We start from the raw sequence: 20,752 nt of genomic DNA on the forward strand, positions 1-20,752 counted from the left end.
GGCCCCTGCGCGCGGCGTCCGCGCGTCCCGCACGGCGCCCGCCCGGCACGCCGGCTTCCGGCGTGCCCGCGGCGACGACGGCCGGCTCAGTGGGTGGCGAGCCCGCGGCTGATGACCATGCGCTGGATCTGGTTCGTGCCCTCGAAGATCTGGAAGATCTTCGCCTCGCGCATGTAGCGCTCGACCGGGAAGTCGCGCGTGTAGCCGTAGCCGCCGAAGACCTGGACGGCGTCCGTGGTGACCTTCATCGCCGCGTCCGTGGCGGTGAGCTTGGCGATGCTCGCGTGCTTGCTGTAGTCGCGGCCCGCGTCGCGTCTGCGCGCGGCGTCCAGGTAGGTCGCGCGGGCCGAGCCGACGGCCGCGGCCATGTCCGCGAGCAGGAAGCCGAGACCCTGGTGGTCGATGATGCGCCGCCCGAAGGTGGTGCGCTCGTTGGCGTAGTCCACCGCGGCGTCCAGAGCCGCCTGGGCGAGGCCGGTGGCGCACGCGGCGATGCCCAGGCGCCCGGAGTCCAGGGCGCTGAAGGCGATTTCGAGGCCCTGGCCCTCGGAGCCGATCAGCCGGTCCCGTTCCAGGAGGGCGCCGTCCCAGTACGCGGCGGTCGTCGGGACGGCGTGCAGGCCCATCTTCTCCTCGGGCGCGCCGAAGGTGAGCCCCTCGACGGAGCCAGGCGCGAAGAAGCAGGAGACGCCGTGGCTGCCGGGCGCGGTCCGGGCGAAGAGCGCGTAGAAGTCGGCCTTGCCGCCGTGGGTGATCCATGCCTTCGAACCGGTGATCCGGTAGCCGTCGGGTTCCGGGACCGCCTTGCAGGCGACGGCCGCCGCGTCGGAGCCCGCCTGCGGCTCGGAGAGGCTGTACCCGCCGACGAGGGTCCCCGACAGCACGTCCTGCGCCCACCGCTCGCGCTGCGCGTCGCTGCCGAAGGCGACGAGCGGGAAGGACGCCAGGGTGTGCACGCTGGTGGCGACGGCGACGGCCGCCCAGCGCGCCGCCAGTTCCTCGAGGACCTGGAGGTAGACCTCGTAGGGCTGCCCCCCGCCGCCGAGTTCCTCGGGGTAGGCCAGTCCGAGCAGTCCCGCCTCGCCCAGAACCTTGAACAGGCCCTCGGGGTACGTCTCCTCGCGCTCGTGCGTGTCCACGAGCGGAGCGAGCTCGCGGTCGGCGATCAGGCGGGTGAGCGCGATCAGGTCCTGGGCCTCTTCACTGGGCAGCAGGCGGTCGACGGGCACGGCGGCTTCCTTCTGGCGGGTACCGGCGCCCGAAGAGCGGCCGGTACGGGCGAACGGGCTGCTGGCGGCGTGGGTCCGGTCCCATCGGACCCTGTGTCGGACCCCCGCCACGCTACTCGCTGATCAGAACTCGACACCGGGGAGCAGGCAAGCATCTGGAGCGGAACGGCCGAGAAGTCGCAAAAATTTTACGTCGGTGACCGCTTTACCTGTCATAGTTTGCATGCGCCGACCGGTTGCGCGCGTATGAAGGGTGCCCCATGGCGGAGTTGGACGACACGGACCACCGGCTGCTGCGCATGCTGCGCGAGGACGGCAGGCGCACCTTCTCCGAGATGGCCGCCGAGGTGGGGCTGTCCGTCGCCGCCGTCAAGCGCAGGGTGGACCGGCTGCGTGACTCCGGAGTGATCACCGGCTTCACGGTGCAGGTCGACCACGCGAAACTCGGGTGGGGCATCGAGGCGTTCGTGGAACTGCGGTACGCGGGCACCACGCCGGTGCGCGAGATCGTGGCGAGCGCGCACACGGTGCCCGAGGTGCAGGCCGTCTTCACGATGGCCGGCGACCCCGACGCGCTGCTCCAGGTGCGGGTGCGGGACCTGGACCACCTCCAGCACGTGATCGACGGGCTCCGCCGCTCCGGCCATGTCACCGGCACGAAGACCCTGATGGTGCTCGGCTCCTGGTCCCGTACCTGAGCACCGGCCCCGTCCGCCTGCCCCGCGGAGGGCCGGGAGGCCGGGGCGGACGGGCGGACGGGCGGACGCGCAGGGCCTGGGCAGAAGGGCGAACGGGCGAACGGGCGAACGGGCGGAAGGGCGAACGGGCAGGGCGGGGTTGACGGCGCGGGCCGCCCTGGCGGCGCGGCGCGGAGGTCTCCCGCACCGCGCCGCGAGGACGGCCGGCGGCGTCCGGCGTCCGGCTCAGACGCCGGCCTCCACCTCGGGCCGCGACTCGGCCGCGGAGGCGGAGGCCGCCTTCGGCGTCCCGCCGAAGCCGCGCAGCGGCACCTGCTTGATCAGCAGCGCGACGACGACACCGCAGGCCGCGACGATCGCGGCGACGGTGAAGACCTCCACGATGCCGTGCGTCACCGCGTCGGCGAACATGTGCCGGGCCGCGGCGGGGAGCTTGCGCAGCACCTGGGGCGTCATGGACCGCGCCGCGTCGCCCGACACCGCGCCGCCGGCACCGCCCGCGAGGTGGGAGCTGAGCCCGCTCGCATAGACCGAGCCGAGCACCGAGACGCCGATCGAGCCGCCCATGTTGCGCAGGAAGGTCGAGGCTCCGGTGGCCGCGCCGACGTCCTTGAGCGGGGCGCTGCTCTGCGCGAGCAGCGTGGTGGTCTGCATCAGGCCGCCCAGCCCGATCCCGAGCGGGACCATGAACAGGCCGGTGACAAGGGAGGAGGTGGTGGTGTCCATGGTGCCGAACAGCCCGAGTCCGACGGCCATCAGGGCCGCCCCGACGACCAGGAACACCTTGTAGCGCCCGGTACGGCCGATGACGGTGCCGCTGCCGATCGACACCAGCATCGCGGCGATCATCATCGGCATCAGCAGCAGACCGCTGTTGGTGGCGGAGGCCCCCTGGACGAACTGCTGGAACTGCGGCAGGAAGGTCACGCCGCCGAACATCGCGAAACCGGAGAGGAAGGCGAGCGTCCCGGCGAGGGAGAAGTTGCGGTTGGCGAAGACGCTCAGCGGCATGATCGGGTCGGCCACGCGCCGCTCCACCAGGACGAACGCCGCGAACGCGGCGACGGTGAGCACGGCCAGGCCGATGATGGGCGCGGAGATCCACGCGTACTGCCCGCCGCCCCAACTGGTCAGCAGGACGAGCGCGGTGATCCAGGTGGTCAGCAGCGCGGCGCCCCACCAGTCGACCCGCTTGGCGCCGCCCGCGTTGCCCGCGGGCAGGGTGCGCAGCGTGAACCAGGCGACGACGAGGGCCATCGCGCCGAGGGGCAGGTTGACGTAGAACGCCCAGCGCCACGTCAGGTGGTCCGTGATGAAGCCGCCGACCAGCGGGCCGCCGATCATGGCGACGGGCATCGCGGCCATCATCACGCCCTGGTACTTGCTGCGCTCGCGCGGGGGCACGATGTCCGCCACGACGGACAGCACGCCGACCATCAGGCCGCCCGCGCCGAGTCCCTGCAGCGCGCGGAAGCCGACCAGTTCGCCGAAGTTCTGGGCCATGCCGCAGAGCGCCGAACCGACCAGGAACAGGGCGATCGAGGCGAGGAAGGTCTTCCTGCGCCCGTACAGGTCGCCGAGCTTGCCCCAGATGGGTGTGGCGGCGGTGGAGGCGAGGATGTAGCCGGTCGTCACCCAGGACAGGTGGTCCAGGCCGCCGAGATCGCCCACGATCGTCGGCAGCGCGGGCGCCACGATGGTGTTGTCGAGCATCGCCAGCAGCATGGCGATCAGCAGGGCGACCATCGCCGCCATGATCTCCCGGTGCGAGAGCCGCGCGGGAGGCGCGGCGCCCTGTGCTTCTGTGGTCATCCCGTGTCCGTCCGTTCCTGCCCCCGGCGGGACGCGCACTCCCCCGCGCCCGCTTACTTACCGGTCGGCAAGTAACTTACTAGCCGCCCGGCAAGTTAGCAAGCCCGTTCCCGCGTGCCCGCCCTGAACCGCACCCTCCGGGGCGCGAGGACCGTGGCACTCCGGCGCGATGCGCGGGACGGCACCGGGCGACTTGGGAAGCAATGCGGGGACACCGGCGGACGCCCCCTGAGCCGGAGCGACGGGGGCCGGGAACGGACCGCACGCGGCGGGAGGGAGGCGTCGCGGAGCGCCGGGGGACGCGGCCGCGCCCCGTCGACCAGGCGCTTTCGCGGGCCGGCGCGCGCCTGCGCGCCGGGCACGGCGGCCCGGGGGACGCCCCGCCCGCTCCCGGGTCGCCGTCCGGTCCCGCTGTTGGCACCGTTGCCTGTACGGGTGCGACGCCGTGCGGCACGTCGCGCGCGGGAGCGAAGGGAGCCCGACGTGGCGCAGGAGCGAGCCGATCCGGCCGGCGAGGGGCCGCTGCTCGTCGTCGACGACCACGGGAGGGTGTGCCGCTGGAGCGGGCGCGCCGGGCGGCTCTTCGGCCGCACCGAGGAAGAGGTCCTGGGGCGCCCGGCGATCTGGGCCACCTCCACCCGCGACGCACCCCTGTGCGTCCAGCCGCTGCTGGAAGCGGGCGGCGACGCGGTCGGCGTCCTGCGCTGGACGGTCGACCTGGCGCCGGGGCCCGGTGCCGGGGCCTGGGACGCCGCGGTGCTGGACGCGCTGTTCGGGCAGGCACCCGTCGGCCTCCACGTGCTCGACGCGGATCTGCGCGTCGTCCGGGTCGACACCGGCACCGGTGCGCCGCCGGTCGGGCGGGGCGGCGAGCACGCCGGCCGCCGGCTCGACGAGATCTACCGGCTGGCCGAGCCCGGCGAGCAGGAGGCGGTCGCACGCAAGGTCCTCGCGACCGGCGTGCCCGCCGTCGAGCGCACCGTGCGGGGCTTCGACGACCCGGAGCGCACCCGCGAGCGGCTCTACTCGGTGTCCGGCTTCCGGCTGCACGACGCGGAGGGACACGTGCTCGGCCTGGCCCTCGTCGTCGTGGACCGCACGGAACGCGAGCGCGCGAAGGCGCTCGCCGACCTGCTCGCCGCCGAGCGCGAGCGGGTCGGCAGGACGCTGGACGTCGTGTCGACCTGCCAGGACCTCGCGGACACGCTGACGCCGGGCTTCGCGGACCGCACGGAGGTCGAGATCGCCGACGCGGTGGTCCGGGGCGCCGAGCCGCCGGTGCCCGACGGCATGGCCGCGTCCCTGCTGCGGTGCGCCGCGGTGGCCGGGGTACCGGCCGAGGACGACCGGGCCCGCTGCGAGGGGGACGAGGACGCCGGCGGCGCCGGGACCCGCGCGGACGGCGTCGGCGTACGCCCGCGCCCGCACGGCCCAACCGCCGGCGCGCCCCGGGGTCCGGGACGCGGCGACGGGGCGGGGGAGGCACGGGTCCTGCACGGTCCCAGCCTGGAGACGCTGGCGCTGACCGACCTCCAGCCGCGCGTACTGAACCTGCGCACCGGCGCCTCGCCGCCGGACCCCGGCAAGCGGCTGCCCCCGGGCGTCCACAGCCTCCTCGTCGTACCCCTCGGCGTGCGCGGCGGAGCCCTGGGGCTGGTCACCCTGTGCCGCGTGGGTGCCTCGGGCCCGTTCCTCCCGGACGAGGTCGCGACGGCGGCCGAGATCGCCGCGCACGCGGCGCTCGCCCTCGACAACGCGCGCCGCTACGCGCACGAACGGGCGCTCGCCGCGACCGTCCAGCGGCGCCTGCTGCCCCAGCGGGACACCGACCCGCCGCTCGGCGTGCGGACGGCACACACCTATCTGCCCGGCACGCTCGGCGGTGGCTCCTGGTACGACGTGATCCCGCTGTCCGGGGCGTGCAGCGCGCTGGTGGCCGGCGAGGTGGCGGGGGGCGGCATCCACGCCGCGACGGCGATGGGGCAGGTGCGCACGGCCGTACGGGCGTTCGCGACGCTCGGGATCGAGCCGGACGAACTGCTCGCGCGACTCGACGAGACGGTCGCTCAACTCGCCGCCGAGAGGCGTGCGCTGCCCGCCCACGACGCGCTGCGGGACGAGCCCCTGACCGTCGCGTGCGTGTACGCGGTGTACGACGCCGGCGACGGGGCCTGCACGGCGGCGCGCGCGGGCGGTGTGGACCCCTGGCTCGCCACGCCCGACGGCGTGTTCACGCCCTTCGGAGCGCCGGAGGGGCCGCCGCTCGGCGACCGGGACGTGTCGCCCTTCGCCTGCGTCACCCTCCAGCTGTCGCAGGAGAGCACGCTCGTGATGTCCGCCTCCCCCGGCGCGGGCCTCGGCTCGGTGCTGCGGGGGCGGCGGGCACCGGAGTCCGTGCAGGAGGTCTGCGACCGGCTCGCGCTGGCCGGCGGCATCGGCCGGCCCGGCGGCGACACGGTCTTCCTCACGGCCAGGACCACGCCGCTGCCCGGAGGTTCGACCGTCTCCTGGCCGCTCGAACCGGACGAGCAGGCACCCGCCAGGGCCCGGGCGATGGCGGGCGAGTGGCTCACCGGACGCACCGGCACCGAGGCCGGGTTCGCCGCGGAACTGATCGTCAGCGAACTCGTCACCAACGCCGTGCGCTACGGGGCACCGCCGCTGAGTCTGCGCCTCATCCTCGGCCGGGTCCTGACGGTGGAGGTCAAGGACGCCTCCCCGACAAGTCCCCATCTGCGCCACGCGCGGACCCTGGACGAGGGCGGGCGGGGGCTGTTCATCGTCTCCCAGGTGACCGACCGCTGGGGGACCCGGCGTTCGCCCCAGGGCAAGACGATCTGGGCGGAGACGTCCCGCGGCTGACCGGCGGCGGAGCGCCGGCCGTCCGGCCGGGGCCGCGGCCGTGCATCCGCGCGCCCCCGCCGCGCCCGCGCCCCGCGGGCAGGGACGCCGCCGCGAGGCCCGCGAAGACCAGCACGCAGCCGCACCAGGCGGTGGCGCCGAGGCGCTCGTGCAGGAGCAGCACGCCCAGCAGGGCCGCAGCGAGCGGTTCCGCGAGGCTGAGCGTGCCCACGACGCCCGCGCCGACGCCCCGCAGCCCCGTGGAGAACAGCCAGTAGGCGAGCGCGGTCGCGACGAGGCCGAGCCACCCCAGCAGCAGGGCGCTCGACGCGTGCCCGAGGCCCCGGGAACCGGCCGCCATCCACGGCACGAGCGGCAGCGCGCCCACGGTGAGCGCGAGCGCCGACACGGCGGGCGGATGCGCGGCCGGCACCGTCTCGATCAGGCGCTTGGCGAGCACGGTGTAGAGGGCGTAGCAGACCCCCGACACCACGGCGCACACCACGCCCGCCCCGTCGGCGCCGCCGCCCGCCCGGCCGCCGGGCACCAGCAGCAGGACACAGCCCAGCACGGAGCCCGCCGTACTGGCCGCCCAGGCGGCGCCGACGCGTTCCCCGCCCACCGCTCGCGCCGCGAGTCCGGTGGCGGCGGGCGCGGTGCCCAGCGCCACGACGGTCGCGAGCCCGGCGCCCGTCCTGGCGACGGAGAGGAGGAACGTCACCTGGTAGAGGCCGGTCGCCAGGGCGCAGCCGAGCAGCGCGCCGAGGGCTCGGCGGTCCCTCAGCGCCCGCAGCGTGGCCGCCCGCCGTCCGGCGACCAGCCACAGCACGAGGCCGCCCACCAGCAGGCGCCATCCGCCGAGTGCGGCGGACGACAGGGGCGCGTCCGCGAGGACCCGCGCGGGCCCGACGGTGCCCCAGAGCACCGCCGCGCCCAGCACCATACCCGCACCGGCCCCGGCTTCGTTCCTCCGTACGCTCATGCCGGAGAACGTTAGGACGATGCGCGGCCGACGTCGCTGAGATCCGCACGAAGTGCGCCGCGTAGAACTTTCTGCCGCATCAGGTACGCGTGAGGGCGTCGCACGGGCGGTCGCGGCGCGCGTCGTGCGGAGGCGAACCCCGCGCTCCCCCTTCCCCGCATCCCCGTCACACGCCTCGCGTCCTCGGTCCCGTGCCCCGGTCGTCCGCGGCCTCGGACCCGTCCCTCGTCCCGCGTCCCGCGTCCCGCGTCCGCAGTAGCCTGGTGCGTGATGTGGACCCGCCGGTCCAGCCACCGCGGCGCCCCTGGAGGATCCGATGACCACGGCACTGACCGCGAAGGGCAGGGCGACGCGCGCCAGGATCGTGGAGTCGGCGGCCCACGTCCTGCGGGAGGCCGGCCTCGCCGCGACGCTGGACGACATCAGGGAGCGGTCCCGCACCAGCAAGAGCCAGCTGTTCCACTACTTTCCCGAAGGCAAGGACCAACTGCTGCTGGCCGTGGCGCAGTTCGAGGCGGACCGCGTGCTCGACGACCAGCAGCCCCACCTGGGGCGCCTGGACACCTGGGAGGCCTGGCACAACTGGCGGGACGCCGTGGTGGCACGCTACGAGGCGCAGGGCGACACCTGCCCGCTCGGCAGCCTGTTCCAGCAGATCGGGCGCTCGACGCCGGGGGCCCGCGCGATCGTGGTGGAGCTGCTGCGCACCTGGCAGGAACATCTCGCCACCGGCGTCCGGGCCCTGCGCGCCGGGGGCCTGCTGCCCGAGTCGTACGACGTCGACGGCGCGGCGGCCGCGATGCTCGCGGGCATCCAGGGCGGCGTGTCGATCATGCTCGCGACCGGCCGGCCGGAGCACCTGAAGGCCTCCCTGGACTGGAACATCGCCCGTATGCGCGAGGCGGCCGCCGTCGCCCCGTGAGCCGACCGCACGCGCGGCGCGCTCAGCGGGCGATCCGCCGGGCCCGCTTGTCCGACAGCGCCGACGGCACGAACATCACGTCGTGGGGGTTCAGGTCGGTGCCGGGCGGAACGATCTCGTCGATGCGGTCCAGCACGTCGTCGCCGAGCACCACGTCGGCGCCCGCGAGCAGGCCGGCGAGGTGGTCGGGCGTGCGGGGCCCGATCAGGACGGACGTGACGGCCGGGTGCGCGCGCACGAACGCGGTGGCCAGGTGCGGCAGCGGCAGTCCCGCCTCGGCCGCCAGCTGCGCGAGCTCCCGCACCGCCGCGGCCTTCGCCCGGTTGCCGGGGTCCGACTGGTCGAACAGCTGCGTCCCCGCACCGGAGTTGCGGTGGCCCGACGTCGGGTCGGCGCGGCCCGAGAGCCACCCGGAGCCGAGCGGGCCGAAGGTCAGGACGCCCATCCCGTAGCGCTGGGCGGTCGGCAGCACGTTGGACTCGATGCCGCGCAACAGGATGTTGTACTGCGGCTGTTCGGAGCGGAACCGGTGGTGGCCCCTGCGCTGGGAGACCCACTGCGCCTCGACGGTCTGCTCCGGGTGGAACAGCGACGAGCCGAACGCCCGTACCTTGCCCGCCCGTACGAGGTCGGACAGCGCCGACAGCGTTTCGTCCAGATCCGTGTCCGGGTCGAAGCGGTGCATCTGGTAGAGGTCGACGAAGTCGGTGCCCAGGCGGCGCAGACTCTCCTCCACCGCCCGCACGATCCACTTGCGGGAGCCGCCGCGCCGGTTGGGGTCCTCCCCCATCGGCATCGAGAACTTGGTGGCCAGCACGACGTCGTCGCGGCGGCCCCTGATCGCCTTGCCGACGATCGTCTCGCTCTCGCCGCCGGAGTACACGTCCGCCGTGTCGAGGAAGTTGATGCCCGCGTCCAGCGCGGTGTGGATCATGCGCACCGATTCGTCGTGGTCGGTGTTGCCCATCGCGCCCAGCATCATCGTCCCCAGCGCGAACTCGCTGACCGACATGCCCGTACCGCCCAGGATCCTGCGTTCCATCGTCGCTCCGCTCCATGAGGATGTGCCACATCCAGCCAAACACCGGCGGAGGCGGCCCGCAGCACACGAGACAGGTACCGGCAAAACCCCCCGGCCGCGCGGGAAGCCGCCCGCAAGGGCGCCTCCCCCGGCGGGAGGGGGAAGCCTCCCGGGCGGGCCGCGGTGGGCATAGGCTTGCCGTATGGGCACGGCGGAAGGCGCGACGAACGCGCAGCTCAGCGAGTTCCTGCGGACCCGGCGGGCCCGGCTCTCCCCCACCGGGGCAGGGCTTCCGGCCGCCGCCGGGGCCGGCACGAGGCGGGTCCCGGGGCTGCGGCGCGAGGAGGTCGCCCGGCTCGCGGGCGTGAGCGTCGACTACTACATCCGGCTGGAGCGGGGGCGGGCCGCGAACGTCTCGGGAGCCGTGCTGGACGCACTGGCGCGGGCCCTACGGCTGGATCCCGCGGAACGCGCCCACCTGCTCGCCCTGGCGGCGCCCGGCCACCGTCCGCGCCGGAGGCCGCACCAGGGCCCGCCCGATCCGGTGCAGCGCGTCCGGCCGGGGCTGCTGCGCGTGCTGGAGAGCGTCGGGGGCAACCCGGCGCTGGTCCTCGGCCGGCGCTACGACGTGCTGGCGGCCAACGCCCCCGCACGCGCCCTGTACACCGACTTCGAGGCGCTGCCGGTGCGGGAGCGCAACATGGTGCGCTTCCTCTTCCTGGACCCCGCGGCACGGACGCTGTACGCGGACTGGCCGGCCGCGGCGCGCGCGACCGTCGGCGGCCTGCGCCTGTACGCCGGGCGCCACGCGGACGATCCCCTGCTGGCCGGCCTCGTCGCCGAGCTGTCCGGACGGGACGCGGACTTCCGCCGGTGGTGGGCCGCCCACGAGGTGCGTGAGCACGCCTACGGCACCAAGCACTACCACCATCCGCGGGTGGGGGACCTCGTGCTCGGCTACGAGACGCTGGCGTCGCCCACCGACGCGGACCAGGTCCTCGGGATGCACACCGCGGAGGCCGGTTCGCCCTCCGCGCGGGCGCTGCGCCTGCTGGCCGCGCCGACGGGGCTCACGCCCGGCGGCTGAGGGACCCGCGGGCCGCCCCTCGGACCGCGCGGCGGCGGGGGCCGGACCAAGGGCGGGACGGGGGCCCGCGGAGAGCCTGCGGGACGGGAGGTCCCGCGGAGGGCCTCAGTCCCCGCACAGCTCCGCGAATCGGCTCGCGTCGATGTTGCCGCCGGAGAGGATCACCCCGATGCGCCGGGCGCCTTCGACCCGGCCCTTGAGCACCGCGGCGAGCCCGGTCGCGCCGCTCGGCTCGACGACGGTCTTCAGCCGTTCGAAGGCCAGCCGCATCGCGGCGCGGACCTCGTCGTCCGAGACGAGGAGGATGTCGTCCACCAGCCGCTGGTTGATCGAGAACGTGAGCTCGCCCGGCGTCTCGGCCGCCTGGCCGTCCGCGATCGTCCGGGGCACCGGGATGGTGACGCGGTGCCCCGCCTCCAGCGAGCGCTTCGTGTCGTCTCCGGCCTCCGGCTCGACACCGATCACGCGCATGCCCGCGTCCAGGCCCTTGGCCGCGGTGGCGGAGCCCGCGAGCAGGCCGCCGCCGCCGACGGGCACCACGAGCGCGTCCAGCTCGCCCGCCTCCTCGATCAGTTCCAGGGCCGCGGTGCCCTGGCCCGCGATGACGTGCGGGTGCTCGTAGGGCGGGATCAGCGTCAGCCCCCGCTCGGCGGCCATGGCCTCGCCGAGCGCGACCCGGTCGCCGGTGTAGCGGTCGTAGGTGAGGACCTCGGCCCCGTAGCCCGCGGTCGCATCGCGCTTGACGCGCGGGGTGTCCTCCGGCATCAGGATGACGGCCGAACTGCCCAGTTCGCGCGCCGCGAGGGCGACGGCCTGCGCGTGGTTGCCGGAGGAGTACGCGGCGATGCCGGCGGCCAGTTGGCCCGGCGAGAGCCGGGAGGCGGCGTTGTAGGCGCCGCGGAACTTGAACGCGCCGATCCGCTGAAGGTTCTCGCACTTCAGGTGGACCTCCGCGCCCACCAGCGCGTCGAGGGTCCGGGAGCGCAGCACCGGGGTGCGGTGCGCGACACCCTTGATGCGCTCGGCGGCGTCCCGGACGTCGTCCAGGGTGACCGGCGGCGTGTTCGTCATGCTGACCCCTCCAGGGCGGCAGGTCGGCCGGGCTCGGCCGTGCGGTTTACCGAACGGTCCGAACGTATCCCAGACGCCCTCCCGTCCGGCGAGCGGGTTTCCGGCCGCCCTCCCATCGACCGTCCGCCGTCCGCCGTCCGCCGTCCACCGGACGGCGGGCCGGGGCGGCGCCGTGGCCCGGGGGCGTCGCCGGCCGGCGCTTCGCGTGTACGGTGCAACGAGCCCGTGGGCGGGACGCGGGCGCCCGGGCAGTACCCGGGCAGCGCTCGCACGCAGCCGCACGCGCACGCAGCCGACCGAGAGGCACCCCATGACGACCGCCGCTCCCCTCCCCTCGCTCGCCGCGGCGCTCCCCGGCAGCGACCTGGTCACCGACCCCGACGTACTGGCCTCGCTCAGCTGCGACGACGCCGAGTGGGCGCCCGCGGGCCGTCCCGTCGCCGCGCTGCGGGCACGTTCCACGGCGGAGGTGCGGGCCGCCGTCGCGGCCTGCGCGGACCTCGGGGTGGCGGTCGTGCCGAGAGGCGCGGGGACGGGCCTGTCGGGCGGCGCCAACGCCACCGAGGGCTGCCTCGTCCTCGACCTGTCCCGCATGGACCGGGTGCTGGAGATCGACGAGGAGAACCTGGTCGCCGTCGTCCAGCCGGGCGTCGTCAACAACGACCTGAAGGCCGCCGTGGCCGAGCACGGCCTGTGGTACCCGCCGGACCCCGCCAGCGCACCCTGGTCGACGATCGGCGGCAACGTCGCGACGAACGCGGGCGGACTGTGCTGCCTGAAGTACGGCGTCACCCGTGACTACGTGCTGGGCCTCGAAGCGGTCGTGGGCGGCCCCGCCGGGGCGTACGGGACCGCGGTGCGCCTCGGCCGGCGGACGACGAAGGGCGTCTCCGGCTACGACCTCGCGGGGCTGTTCGTCGGCTCCGAGGGGACGCTCGGCGTCGTCACGGAGGTCACCCTGCGGCTCCTGCCCGCACCCCGGGGCGTCCCGGGGACCGTGGTCGGCGCCTTCGACAGCCTCGTCGCCGCGGGCCGGGCGGTCGCGCTGTGCACGCGGCGCGGGCTCCGTCCCGCGGCCCTCGAACTCCTCGACCGGGCCTGCCTCCAGGCCGTCGAGGAGTGGAAGCACCTGGGGATCGGCGCGGAGGCGGACGCGCTGCTGCTGGCGCGGCTGGACGCGCCGGGCCCTGCGGGGGACGAGGAGGCGGAGGCCGTCGCGGCGGCGTTCCGCGACGCGGGCGCCCACTGGGCGGAGCGTTCCACGGACGCCGTGGAGGCGGAGGCGCTGTTCGAGGCGCGGCGGCTGGCCTATCCGGCCCTGGAGCGGCTGGGCCCGGTGCTGACCGAGGACGTGTGCGTGCCGCGGTCGGCCGTGCCGGCGATGCTCGCGCGCACGGAGGAGATCGCCGCGCGGCACGGAGTGCGGATCGCGACGATCGCGCATGCGGGGGACGGCAACCTCCACCCGCTGCTGATCACTCCCCCCGGGGACGGCCGGGCACGCGCGGCGGCTCAGTCCGCGTTCGAGGAACTGCTGGTGGAAGCCGTGGCGCTGGGCGGCACCGTGACCGGGGAGCACGGGGTCGGACTGCTCAAGCGGGGCGGCATGCGGCGGGAGCTGGGCCCCGAGGTGTGCGCGATGCAGGAGGCGCTCAAGCGGTCGCTCGACCCGCTCGGCCTGTTCAACCCGGGCAAGGTCGTCGGCGATCCGGCCGCCGGCGCGCCCGCGTAGCTCGCCGGGCCGTCCGGGCGCGAGCGGCGCAGGCACCGGTCACAGCGCCGGCGGGTCCTCCCCGACGTGCTCGCCGACGTTGTCGGCGACGGCGGCGGCCAGCAGCGCCGCCAGCAGCCCGGGGAACCGGGCGTCCAGGGCCTCGCGCCGCAGGCTCACGTAGCACCGCGTGCCCTCCTGCCGGGTCCGCGTCACACCGGCCTCGCGCAGTGTCTTGAGGTGGTGGCTGAGGGTGGACTTCGCCACCGGGGCGCGGAGTTGCCCCCATCCGCGCTCGGCGCCGTCCGCGAGGACGCGGACGATGCCCAGCCGGGTCGGGTCGCTCAGCGCCCCCAGCAGCCGCGGGAGGGCGATCTCCGCGTCCGCGGGAGACGAGTGGTCCTGCATGACACCACGCTACCGCGTGTTCGGCGACGGTCGAACATGCACACCGTCGCCCTCCCGGCCGGCACACCCGTGCCGCCGGTCCGGCCCTCCCCCGCCCCTTCGACGCCGGGGCTGTCACAAGCCGGAACCCTGCCCGGTCCCCCAGGTGTACCCCGGCACGCACGGCCGACCGTGTGAAGCGCGGGCAGCCGTCCGTCGTAATGTTTCATGTACGACGAACATCGAACACTGCTGAACGAGGAGGATCCATGCACACAAGGGAGCGGAGCCTGGCCGGCCAGGTGGCGATCGTCACCGGAGCGGGCTCCGGCATCGGACGGGCCACGGCCCTCGCCTTCGCCGGCGCCGGTGCCCACGTACTCGGAGTGGGCCGCCGCGAGGAGCCTTTGAAGGAGACGGCCGCGGCCGGCGAGAACATCGAGGTCCTGGCGGTCGACATCCGCGCCGAGGGGGCGCCGGAGGCGATCGTCGAGACGGCGGTGCGGCGCTGGGGCCGCCTCGACCACCTCGTCAACAACGCGGGCGCCACCGCGGTCATGCCGCTGGCCGAGACGGACGCGCGGGTGATCCACGACCTGCTCGCGCTCAACGTCGTCGCCCCCAGCCTGCTGGCGCACGCGGCGCTGCCGCACCTGCGGGCGACATCCGGGACGATCGTCAACCTCTCCAGCACGTACGGCCACCGCCCCATGGCCGGCGGCGCCCACTACTCCGCCTCCAAGGCGGCCGTCGAACAGCTGACGCGCAGCTGGGCCCTGGAACTCGCGGGCGAGGGCGTCCGCGTCAACTCCGTCGCCCCGGGCCCGACCCGCACCGACGTCATGCTGCACGCCGGGCTCAGCCCGGAGGCGGCGAACGACATGTACGCCTACGAACGGGAGCGCATCCCCACCCACCACATCGCCGGCGCGGAGGAGGTGGCGCACTGGATCCTGCGGATGGCGGAGCCCGCCGGGCGGCACGCGACCGGCCAGGTGGTGACCGTCGACGGCGGCCTCGAACTCGTCTGAGGGCCCGGCGCCCGCCGGCACTCTCCGCCCGCCGCGGCGCGCGCCCAGCGCATCCATGGTCCCGCAGCACATGGATCGGGGGCCGCCCGGCGGCGAGGGTGGGAGGAACGGGCAGGCAGGACCCGGCAGAACGCACCGAGGAGACGAGCGACCGTGACGGATCTACGAGGAAGGCTCGCCGTGGTGACCGGGGCGAGCGACGGGATCGGCCTGGAACTGGCCGTACGGCTGGCCGGCGAGGGCGCCGAGCTGGTCCTCCCGGTGCGCGACGGGGCCAAGGGCGCCGCGGCGCTCGCCCGGATCAGGGCGGCGGCACCCGGGGCGGTCGTCTCGACGCGGCCGGTCGACCTCGCCTCGCTGGACTCGGTCGGGGCATTCGCCGGCGCCCTGGTGGCCGAGGGCAGGCCCCTGCATCTGCTCGTCAACAACGCCGGGGTGATGGCGCCACCCGTCCGGCACGAGACGGCCGACGGGTACGAGCTGCAGTTCGGCACCAACCACCTCGGCCACTTCGCGCTGACCGCGCACCTCCTGCCGCTCCTTCGGGCGGGGGGTGCCCGCGTGACGACGGTCACCAGCAGCGCGGCCCGCGGCGGCAGGATCGACTGGGACGACCTGCAGAGCGCGGGGCGCTACGCCCCGGTGCGCGCCTACAACCGGTCCAAGCTCGCCAACCTCCTGTTCGCCCTCGAACTCGACCGGCGCGCCGCGGCGGGCGGCTGGGGCATCACGAGCAACGCCGCGCACCCCGGCACCACGCCGACCAACCTGTACGCGTCGGGGCCACGCCTCGGGCGCACCGGCCCCGCGCCGTACGAGGCCGTCGTGAAGCGGTTCGCCCGCTGGGGGCTGCTCGTACAGCCGGTGGAGGCGGGCGTGCTGCCGATCCTGCACGCGGCGACCCGTCCCGACGCGCGGGGCGGGTGCCTGTACGGGCCGGACGGCTGGGGGCAGTTCACCGGCCGTCCGACGCGGCTCGCGCTCCCCGGGCCGGCCCGGGACGAGGAGGCCGCCGCCCGGCTCTGGGGGATCTCCGAGCAGCTCGCCCGGGTCGAGTTCGCCCCGGTCTGACCTGCCCGCGCCCCCGGTCCGCGGGCGGGATCCCCGCACGGGGGCGCCGGTGGGACCATCGCCACGGGGGCGGCGGGGCGCCGGACCGCACTCCGCCGTTCCGGCACCGCGCGCACGCATTGGCACCGCCCTTCCCGGCGGCCCGACACGGACGGAGCACCATGGGCACGACCGACAGAGCCGCGCTGGCGGCATTCCTCAGGGCACGCCGTGCGGCCCTCCAGCCGGAGGACGTCGGCCTGCCCCGCGGCCGCCGCCGGCGCACCGGCGGGCTGCGCCGGGAAGAGGTCGCCGCGCTGTGCGACATGTCCGCGGACTACTACAGCCGGCTGGAACAGCCCCGCGGGCCGAACCCGTCCGAGCAGATGACGGCCGCGATCGCCCGGGGGCTGCACCTCTCGCTGGAGGAGCGCGACCACGTGTTCCGGCTCGCCGGGCACGCCACCCCCCGGCGCGTCCGGCGCGGCGACCACATCGATCCGGGCATCATGCGGATCCTCGACCGCCTCGCGGACACACCCGCCCAGGTGGTCAACCACCTCGGCGAGACGCTGAAGCAGACTCGTCCTGCGGTGGCCCTGATGGGCGACGAGACCGCGTTCACCGGTTGGGACCGCAGCCTGCACCACCGCTGGTTCACCGACCCCGCGGCCCGGCTGGCGCGCCCGCCGGAGGACCACGCCGAGCACAGCCGGCTCCTGGTGGCGGACCTGCACGGCGCCTTCACGCGCGACGGGCCCGGCTCGCGCGCCACCGAGCTCGTCGGTGTACTGCGCGACGCGAGCGCGGAGTTCAGGTCCCTGTGGCGGAAGCGTCCCGTGCCGGGCGGCTCCTGCGCGCCGAAGCGCTACCTCCATCCGCGGGTGGGCGAGCTGGAGCTGCACTGCCAGACGCTGCTCGACCCCGACCACTCCCAGCGGCTCCTGGTCCTCACCGCGGTGCCCGGCACGCGCAGCCACACGGGTCTCGGCCTGCTGGCCGTGCTCGGGCCCTGAGGGCGGACCGCCGAGGGCTCACCCTCCTCCGCACGCACCGCCCGCGCCCCCGCACCACCCGTACCACGCACGGCTCGCACCGCGCGCGCCGCGCGCACCACCCGTACCACGCGCACCTCTCACGCCCCCGCACCGGGCGTCACGCCGTACCCGGCCGCCCGGCTCCGTCGGCGCCACTGCCTCGGCGGACAGGCTCACCGGCGAGGAACGCCGCGACGCTGCCCCTGAACCGCGCCGGGTCGTCGAGCCACGGGAAGTGGCCCGCCCCCCGCTGCACGACCAGCCGCGAGCGCGGGAACAGGCCCGCGATCCTTGCCGCCACGGCCGGTCGGGGCCCGCCGTCCAGTTCGCCCGCGAGGACCAGCACCCGCAGGTCCGAGGCGGCAAGAGCCGCGCGGGCCGCCGGCGGGTCGAACGCGCCCGGCGCGGCGTACGCCCCGGCGGCCGGCTCGTTCGTCTGCGCGACCTCCCCGGACGCGTGGGCCCGGGCCGCCGCGTCCCAACGGCCGTAGAAGAAGGGGGTCGCCGCGTCGAAGTCGGCCTCGGACGGCTCTCCCGTCCACACCGTCTCGAAGGACGGGCGGGCGGCGGCGTACCACGGCTCGTCCCGCCGCAGGTCCGCGGCCTCCCGCCGCTCGGCGAGCGTGAAGTCGACCCCGAGGGCCCGGCCCCGCGCGGTGATCAGGACGAGCGAGCGGACCCGCCCGGGGTGCCGCGCCGCGTACAGGACGGCCAGGTCCCCGGCCGCGGAGTGGGCCAGCAGGTCGATCCGTTCGAGTCCCAGGTCCACGCGCAGCGCCTCGACGTCGCCGACCTGGCGGTCGACCCGGTACGTCGCGGGATCGGCCGGTTCCCCGGAGCCGCCCGTGCCCCGGAGATCGAGCAGCACGAGCCGGCGATCCCGCGCCAGCCCTCCCAGGTCGCCCAGGTAGGCGGAGGCCCGCATCGGCCCGCCCGGCAGGCACAGCAGCGGTTCACCGGTGCCGCGTTCGTGCCGGGCCAGCGGCGTGGCGTCGGGAGCGGCGAACACGGTGGTCGTGACGGGGAAGGACGAAACAGCGGCCATGGCGGACATGGCGGCCATCCTCGTGATCCGGGGCCGTCCCCCGCAAGGCGGTCCGCGCTCCTGGCGCCGACGGGCGCCCCGGAGCGCGGCCGGCCGCCGGCGCGCACCGGTACTCCCGCCGGTACGACGAACTTCCTTTTCACGCTCCCAGGTTACTTTGCGTTACTCCAGGTGACCGCTGGGCAGCCTTGTGTCCAAGCCGGTGATGTCCGGCTGTTCAGTGACAAAGGGAGAGAAGAGATGCTTCTTCCGGCGGACGACTGGAGCCCGCACGACGGGCCGGTCTCAGACGCCTCGGTCCCCCGGTGGATCGCCGACGTCTACGAGGGTGACCAGAACTGACGACGTGTCCGCCTTCGGCGGGTCCCGTTCCTTCGGCGTGGCGGTGCGGCTCGGCGGGTGGCGTGGGTCGCCCGGCGCGGTCCGCGCCCCGCGCCGGTTCCTTCATTCCTACGACCGAGAGGCCAAGGCCGCCACCCATGTGCGCTTCCCGCTCCGACGACGCGTTCCGCCCGCCCGACGCCTACCGCCAGCTGCTGGTGGAGGAGGTCCACGGGTGCCAGGTTCCCGACCCGTACCGCTGGCTCGAGGAGCCGGACAGCTCGCGCACGCGCACCTGGGCCGCCCGCCAGGACGCGCTGTTCGGCGCGCACCGCGCGACGTGGGTCGACCGTGAGGCGTGGAACCGCGCGCTCGCCGACGCGGCCGCGCCGTTTCGGATGTCCGCCCCCGTCAGCCGGGGCCGCCGCTCGTTCTCGGAGCGCGCGTGGCCCGGCCAGGAGCAGGCGCAGCTCTTCGCGGCCGAGCCCGACGCGTGGGAGCAGCCGCGCGAGTACCTGGTGGCCGACCCCGCGGCCGACCTCGGCCGCCGCACCCGCCTGGCCCTGTGGCGGCCGTCGTGGGAGGGCGACCGGGTGGCCTGCCAGTTCGCCCCGGACGGCGGGCACACCACCGTGCTGCTCGTGTACGCGGCCGACGGCAGCGGCCCGCTCGGCGAGCCGATCCCTGGGCTGCGCCACTCCCCCGTCGCGTGGCTTCCGGGAGCCGGCGCGTTCTACTACGTCTCGGGCTCCGAAGCCGTGGACGACCCGCTGCGGGTCAGGCTGCACCGGATCGGCCGCCCGCCCGCCGAGGACGAGGAGGTGTTCGGGGACACTGTCGGCCGCGCCACCCACTTCGGCCTGACGATCGCCCCCGACGGGACGCGGCTGATCGTCTCCGTCGTCACGGGAGCCGCCTCCGGCAACGACCTGTGGCTCGCCTCGGTCTCCCCGGCGGACCCGGCGCGGCCGAGCTGGCACAAGATCGTGGACGGCTCGTCCCAGGGTGCGCTGGCGTCCGTGCGCCTGCACCCGGACGGCACGGCCCGCATGCACACCGACCACCTGGCACCGCGCGGGCGCATCCTCGCCTCCACCGGCCCGCTGAGCCCCCGCCACGCGGCCGCCCAGTGGCGCGAGCTGGTGCCCGAGCATCCGCGGGCCGTGCTCGGCGACAGCGCCATGCTGCACCACCCCTCGCTGGCCGCGCCGGTGCTGCTGGTGCTGCGCACGACGGCCGCGGTGAGCCGTCTGACGGTGCACAACGCGACGGACGGCCAGGAGATGGCGGAGGTCCCGCTGCCCGGGACGGGGACGGTCACGGCGCTGCGCGCCGATCCGGCCGGCGGGCCGCGCGCCTGGTTCACGTACTCCGACTTCGGCACGCCGCCCCGCGTGTACTGCTACGACGCCACGACCGGCACGGTCTTCCCCTGGCAGGACTGGCCGGAGACGCCGGCCCCCGTGGCGCCGGCGGACCTGCCGTCCGACCCCGCGTACGCGCTGTCGGCGGTCCACAGCGTCCCGGCCCGCACGGGCCTGACGACACGCCAGTTCACGTACTGGGCGAGCGACAGCGTCCCGGTCACGCTCTTCCTGCTGAGCAGGGGTGACGCGGACGACGGCCCCCGCCCGCTGATGATCACGGGATACGGCGGATTCGGCGTGCTGATGAGACCGAGCTATCGCCCGATGGCCTACGCGTGGGCCGCGGCGGGCGGTGTCTTCGCGGTGGCGTGCGTGCGGGGCGGCGGCGAGGGCGGCCGGGCCTGGCACGAGGCGGGCAGCGGCCCGTTCGGCAGGGCGCGCGCGGCCGACGACCTCAACGACGCGGTGGAGTGGCTGATCAGGGAGGGATGGACGGACCGCACCAGGCTCGCCGCCTTCGGAGGTTCGAACGGCGGGCTGCTCGTGACGGCCGCCGTCATGCGCCGGCCCGACCTGTATGCCGCCGTGTCCGTCAATGGCCCGTTGACGGACATGGTGCGCTACGACCGCTTCGGCCTCGGCCGGACCTGGACGCAGGAGTACGGCACGGCCGAGGGGCACCGCAGGACCGCCGCGCTGCTCGAACTGTCCCCGTACCACCGCGTGACGCCGGGCGTGCGCTATCCCGCCACGCTGCTGTGCGGTTCCGCCGACGACGAGCACACGGGCGCCGAGCACGTGCGCAAGCTGTGCGCCGCGATGCAGCACGCGACGAACGGGCCCCCGGTCCTGATGCGCCGCGACCACCACGTGGCGCACGGCTCGACCTCGTCGGCCATGGAGGCCGACATCCTGACCTTCCTGGCCCTGCACACCGGCCTCGCGCCGCTGGGCAGCGTGCCCGAGCAGCGGGCCGGGTCGGGCCGGGGCAGGCACCGCGCGGCATCCGCCCAGTCCTCCGCGGTGCGGCTGTGGCGGTCCACGACGACCCACCACCCGGAGCCGGAGAGCTGAGGGGCGGTGGGGCCGGCGGGCCGTCGCCGCGGGCGGGGCCCCGGCGCACGGGCGGGCCCGTCCGCG

General features: G+C 75.4%; 16 protein-coding genes. 9 read left to right on the forward strand and 7 right to left on the reverse strand.

Annotation, left to right across the window (positions count from 1 at the left end; genetic code table 11):
* Positions 1–86: 86 nt before the first annotated feature.
* Positions 87–1,229, reverse strand: a complete 1,143-nt coding sequence (locus L1885_RS08095; RefSeq protein WP_235796324.1) for an acyl-CoA dehydrogenase family protein — start codon at positions 1,227–1,229, stop codon at positions 87–89.
* 260 nt (positions 1,230–1,489) lie between these two features.
* Between L1885_RS08095 and L1885_RS08100 the strand changes: the two genes are divergently transcribed.
* On the forward strand, positions 1,490–1,927 hold the full coding sequence (locus tag L1885_RS08100; RefSeq protein WP_235796325.1) for an Lrp/AsnC family transcriptional regulator: 438 nt from the start codon (positions 1,490–1,492) through the stop codon (positions 1,925–1,927).
* Between the two features lie 225 nt (positions 1,928–2,152).
* Here the strand turns inward: L1885_RS08100 and L1885_RS08105 are convergent, their stop codons facing one another.
* Positions 2,153–3,739 (reverse strand): MDR family MFS transporter, encoded by a 1,587-nt coding sequence (locus L1885_RS08105; protein WP_235796326.1) that lies wholly within the window; start codon positions 3,737–3,739, stop codon positions 2,153–2,155.
* Between the two features lie 483 nt (positions 3,740–4,222).
* On the opposite strand from L1885_RS08105, the gene L1885_RS08110 reads away from it, so the two are divergent.
* Positions 4,223–6,601, forward strand: a complete 2,379-nt coding sequence (locus L1885_RS08110) for a SpoIIE family protein phosphatase (RefSeq protein WP_235796327.1) — start codon at positions 4,223–4,225, stop codon at positions 6,599–6,601.
* Here L1885_RS08110 and L1885_RS08115 read toward each other — a convergent pair.
* The gene (locus tag L1885_RS08115; protein WP_235796328.1) at positions 6,516–7,562 is read right to left on the reverse strand and encodes a DMT family transporter; all 1,047 of its coding nucleotides are present in this window, start codon (positions 7,560–7,562) and stop codon (positions 6,516–6,518) included. The genes L1885_RS08110 and L1885_RS08115 overlap by 86 nt on opposite strands.
* A gap of 316 nt (positions 7,563–7,878) precedes the next feature.
* On the opposite strand from L1885_RS08115, the gene L1885_RS08120 reads away from it, so the two are divergent.
* The gene (locus L1885_RS08120) at positions 7,879–8,484 is read left to right on the forward strand and encodes a TetR/AcrR family transcriptional regulator (RefSeq protein WP_235796329.1); all 606 of its coding nucleotides are present in this window, start codon (positions 7,879–7,881) and stop codon (positions 8,482–8,484) included.
* A gap of 22 nt (positions 8,485–8,506) precedes the next feature.
* Here the strand turns inward: L1885_RS08120 and L1885_RS08125 are convergent, their stop codons facing one another.
* The gene (locus tag L1885_RS08125; protein WP_235796330.1) at positions 8,507–9,526 is read right to left on the reverse strand and encodes an aldo/keto reductase; all 1,020 of its coding nucleotides are present in this window, start codon (positions 9,524–9,526) and stop codon (positions 8,507–8,509) included.
* Between the two features lie 181 nt (positions 9,527–9,707).
* Between L1885_RS08125 and L1885_RS08130 the strand changes: the two genes are divergently transcribed.
* The gene (locus L1885_RS08130) at positions 9,708–10,592 is read left to right on the forward strand and encodes a helix-turn-helix domain-containing protein (RefSeq protein WP_235796331.1); all 885 of its coding nucleotides are present in this window, start codon (positions 9,708–9,710) and stop codon (positions 10,590–10,592) included.
* Between the two features lie 105 nt (positions 10,593–10,697).
* Here L1885_RS08130 and L1885_RS08135 read toward each other — a convergent pair whose 3' ends face one another.
* Complete coding sequence (locus L1885_RS08135; RefSeq protein ID WP_235796332.1) at positions 10,698–11,663, reverse strand: pyridoxal-phosphate dependent enzyme; 966 nt, start codon at positions 11,661–11,663, stop codon at positions 10,698–10,700.
* A gap of 310 nt (positions 11,664–11,973) precedes the next feature.
* On the opposite strand from L1885_RS08135, the gene L1885_RS08140 reads away from it, so the two are divergent.
* Complete coding sequence (locus tag L1885_RS08140) at positions 11,974–13,395, forward strand: FAD-binding oxidoreductase (protein WP_235796333.1); 1,422 nt, start codon at positions 11,974–11,976, stop codon at positions 13,393–13,395.
* A 39-nt stretch (positions 13,396–13,434) separates the two neighbouring features.
* Here L1885_RS08140 and L1885_RS08145 read toward each other — a convergent pair whose 3' ends face one another.
* Positions 13,435–13,782, reverse strand: a complete 348-nt coding sequence (locus L1885_RS08145; protein ID WP_235796334.1) for an ArsR/SmtB family transcription factor — start codon at positions 13,780–13,782, stop codon at positions 13,435–13,437.
* Positions 13,783–14,030: 248 nt separating this feature from the next.
* Here L1885_RS08145 and L1885_RS08150 point away from each other — a divergent pair, with 248 nt between their 5' ends.
* The 3 genes from L1885_RS08150 (at position 14,031) to L1885_RS08160 (ending at position 16,858) form a co-directional block, all read left to right on the forward strand.
* A complete protein-coding gene (locus L1885_RS08150; RefSeq protein ID WP_235796335.1) occupies positions 14,031–14,792 on the forward strand; it encodes an SDR family NAD(P)-dependent oxidoreductase in 762 nt (253 codons plus the stop codon).
* 153 nt (positions 14,793–14,945) lie between these two features.
* A complete protein-coding gene (locus tag L1885_RS08155) occupies positions 14,946–15,863 on the forward strand; it encodes an SDR family oxidoreductase (RefSeq protein WP_235796336.1) in 918 nt (305 codons plus the stop codon).
* Positions 15,864–16,024: 161 nt separating this feature from the next.
* Complete coding sequence (locus tag L1885_RS08160) at positions 16,025–16,858, forward strand: helix-turn-helix transcriptional regulator (RefSeq protein ID WP_235796337.1); 834 nt, start codon at positions 16,025–16,027, stop codon at positions 16,856–16,858.
* Between the two features lie 139 nt (positions 16,859–16,997).
* Here the strand turns inward: L1885_RS08160 and L1885_RS08165 are convergent, their stop codons facing one another.
* Positions 16,998–17,933, reverse strand: a complete 936-nt coding sequence (locus L1885_RS08165) for an alpha/beta fold hydrolase (protein ID WP_235796338.1) — start codon at positions 17,931–17,933, stop codon at positions 16,998–17,000.
* A gap of 470 nt (positions 17,934–18,403) precedes the next feature.
* On the opposite strand from L1885_RS08165, the gene L1885_RS08170 reads away from it, so the two are divergent.
* Positions 18,404–20,686, forward strand: a complete 2,283-nt coding sequence (locus L1885_RS08170) for a prolyl oligopeptidase family serine peptidase (RefSeq protein ID WP_235796339.1) — start codon at positions 18,404–18,406, stop codon at positions 20,684–20,686.
* Positions 20,687–20,752 lie beyond the last annotated feature (66 nt).

Source organism: Streptomyces fuscigenes, assembly GCF_021556455.1.
In the GTDB taxonomy this organism is placed as follows: domain Bacteria; phylum Actinomycetota; class Actinomycetes; order Streptomycetales; family Streptomycetaceae; genus Streptomyces; species Streptomyces fuscigenes.

What these genes read in the sequence shown, in the direction of transcription:
- L1885_RS08100 (WP_235796325.1), top strand. Translation starts at nt 1,490, where the DNA reads ATGGCGGAGTTGGACGACACGGACCACCGGCTGCTGCGCATGCTGCGC.
- L1885_RS08105 (WP_235796326.1), bottom strand. Translation starts at nt 3,739, where the DNA reads ATGACCACAGAAGCACAGGGCGCCGCGCCTCCCGCGCGGCTCTCGCAC.
- L1885_RS08115 (WP_235796328.1), bottom strand. Translation starts at nt 7,562, where the DNA reads ATGAGCGTACGGAGGAACGAAGCCGGGGCCGGTGCGGGTATGGTGCTG.
- L1885_RS08120 (WP_235796329.1), top strand. Translation starts at nt 7,879, where the DNA reads ATGACCACGGCACTGACCGCGAAGGGCAGGGCGACGCGCGCCAGGATC.
- L1885_RS08125 (WP_235796330.1), bottom strand. Translation starts at nt 9,526, where the DNA reads ATGGAACGCAGGATCCTGGGCGGTACGGGCATGTCGGTCAGCGAGTTC.
- L1885_RS08130 (WP_235796331.1), top strand. Translation starts at nt 9,708, where the DNA reads ATGGGCACGGCGGAAGGCGCGACGAACGCGCAGCTCAGCGAGTTCCTG.
- L1885_RS08135 (WP_235796332.1), bottom strand. Translation starts at nt 11,663, where the DNA reads ATGACGAACACGCCGCCGGTCACCCTGGACGACGTCCGGGACGCCGCC.
- L1885_RS08140 (WP_235796333.1), top strand. Translation starts at nt 11,974, where the DNA reads ATGACGACCGCCGCTCCCCTCCCCTCGCTCGCCGCGGCGCTCCCCGGC.
- L1885_RS08145 (WP_235796334.1), bottom strand. Translation starts at nt 13,782, where the DNA reads ATGCAGGACCACTCGTCTCCCGCGGACGCGGAGATCGCCCTCCCGCGG.
- L1885_RS08150 (WP_235796335.1), top strand. Translation starts at nt 14,031, where the DNA reads ATGCACACAAGGGAGCGGAGCCTGGCCGGCCAGGTGGCGATCGTCACC.
- L1885_RS08160 (WP_235796337.1), top strand. Translation starts at nt 16,025, where the DNA reads ATGGGCACGACCGACAGAGCCGCGCTGGCGGCATTCCTCAGGGCACGC.
- L1885_RS08165 (WP_235796338.1), bottom strand. Translation starts at nt 17,933, where the DNA reads ATGTCCGCCATGGCCGCTGTTTCGTCCTTCCCCGTCACGACCACCGTG.
- L1885_RS08170 (WP_235796339.1), top strand. Translation starts at nt 18,404, where the DNA reads ATGTGCGCTTCCCGCTCCGACGACGCGTTCCGCCCGCCCGACGCCTAC.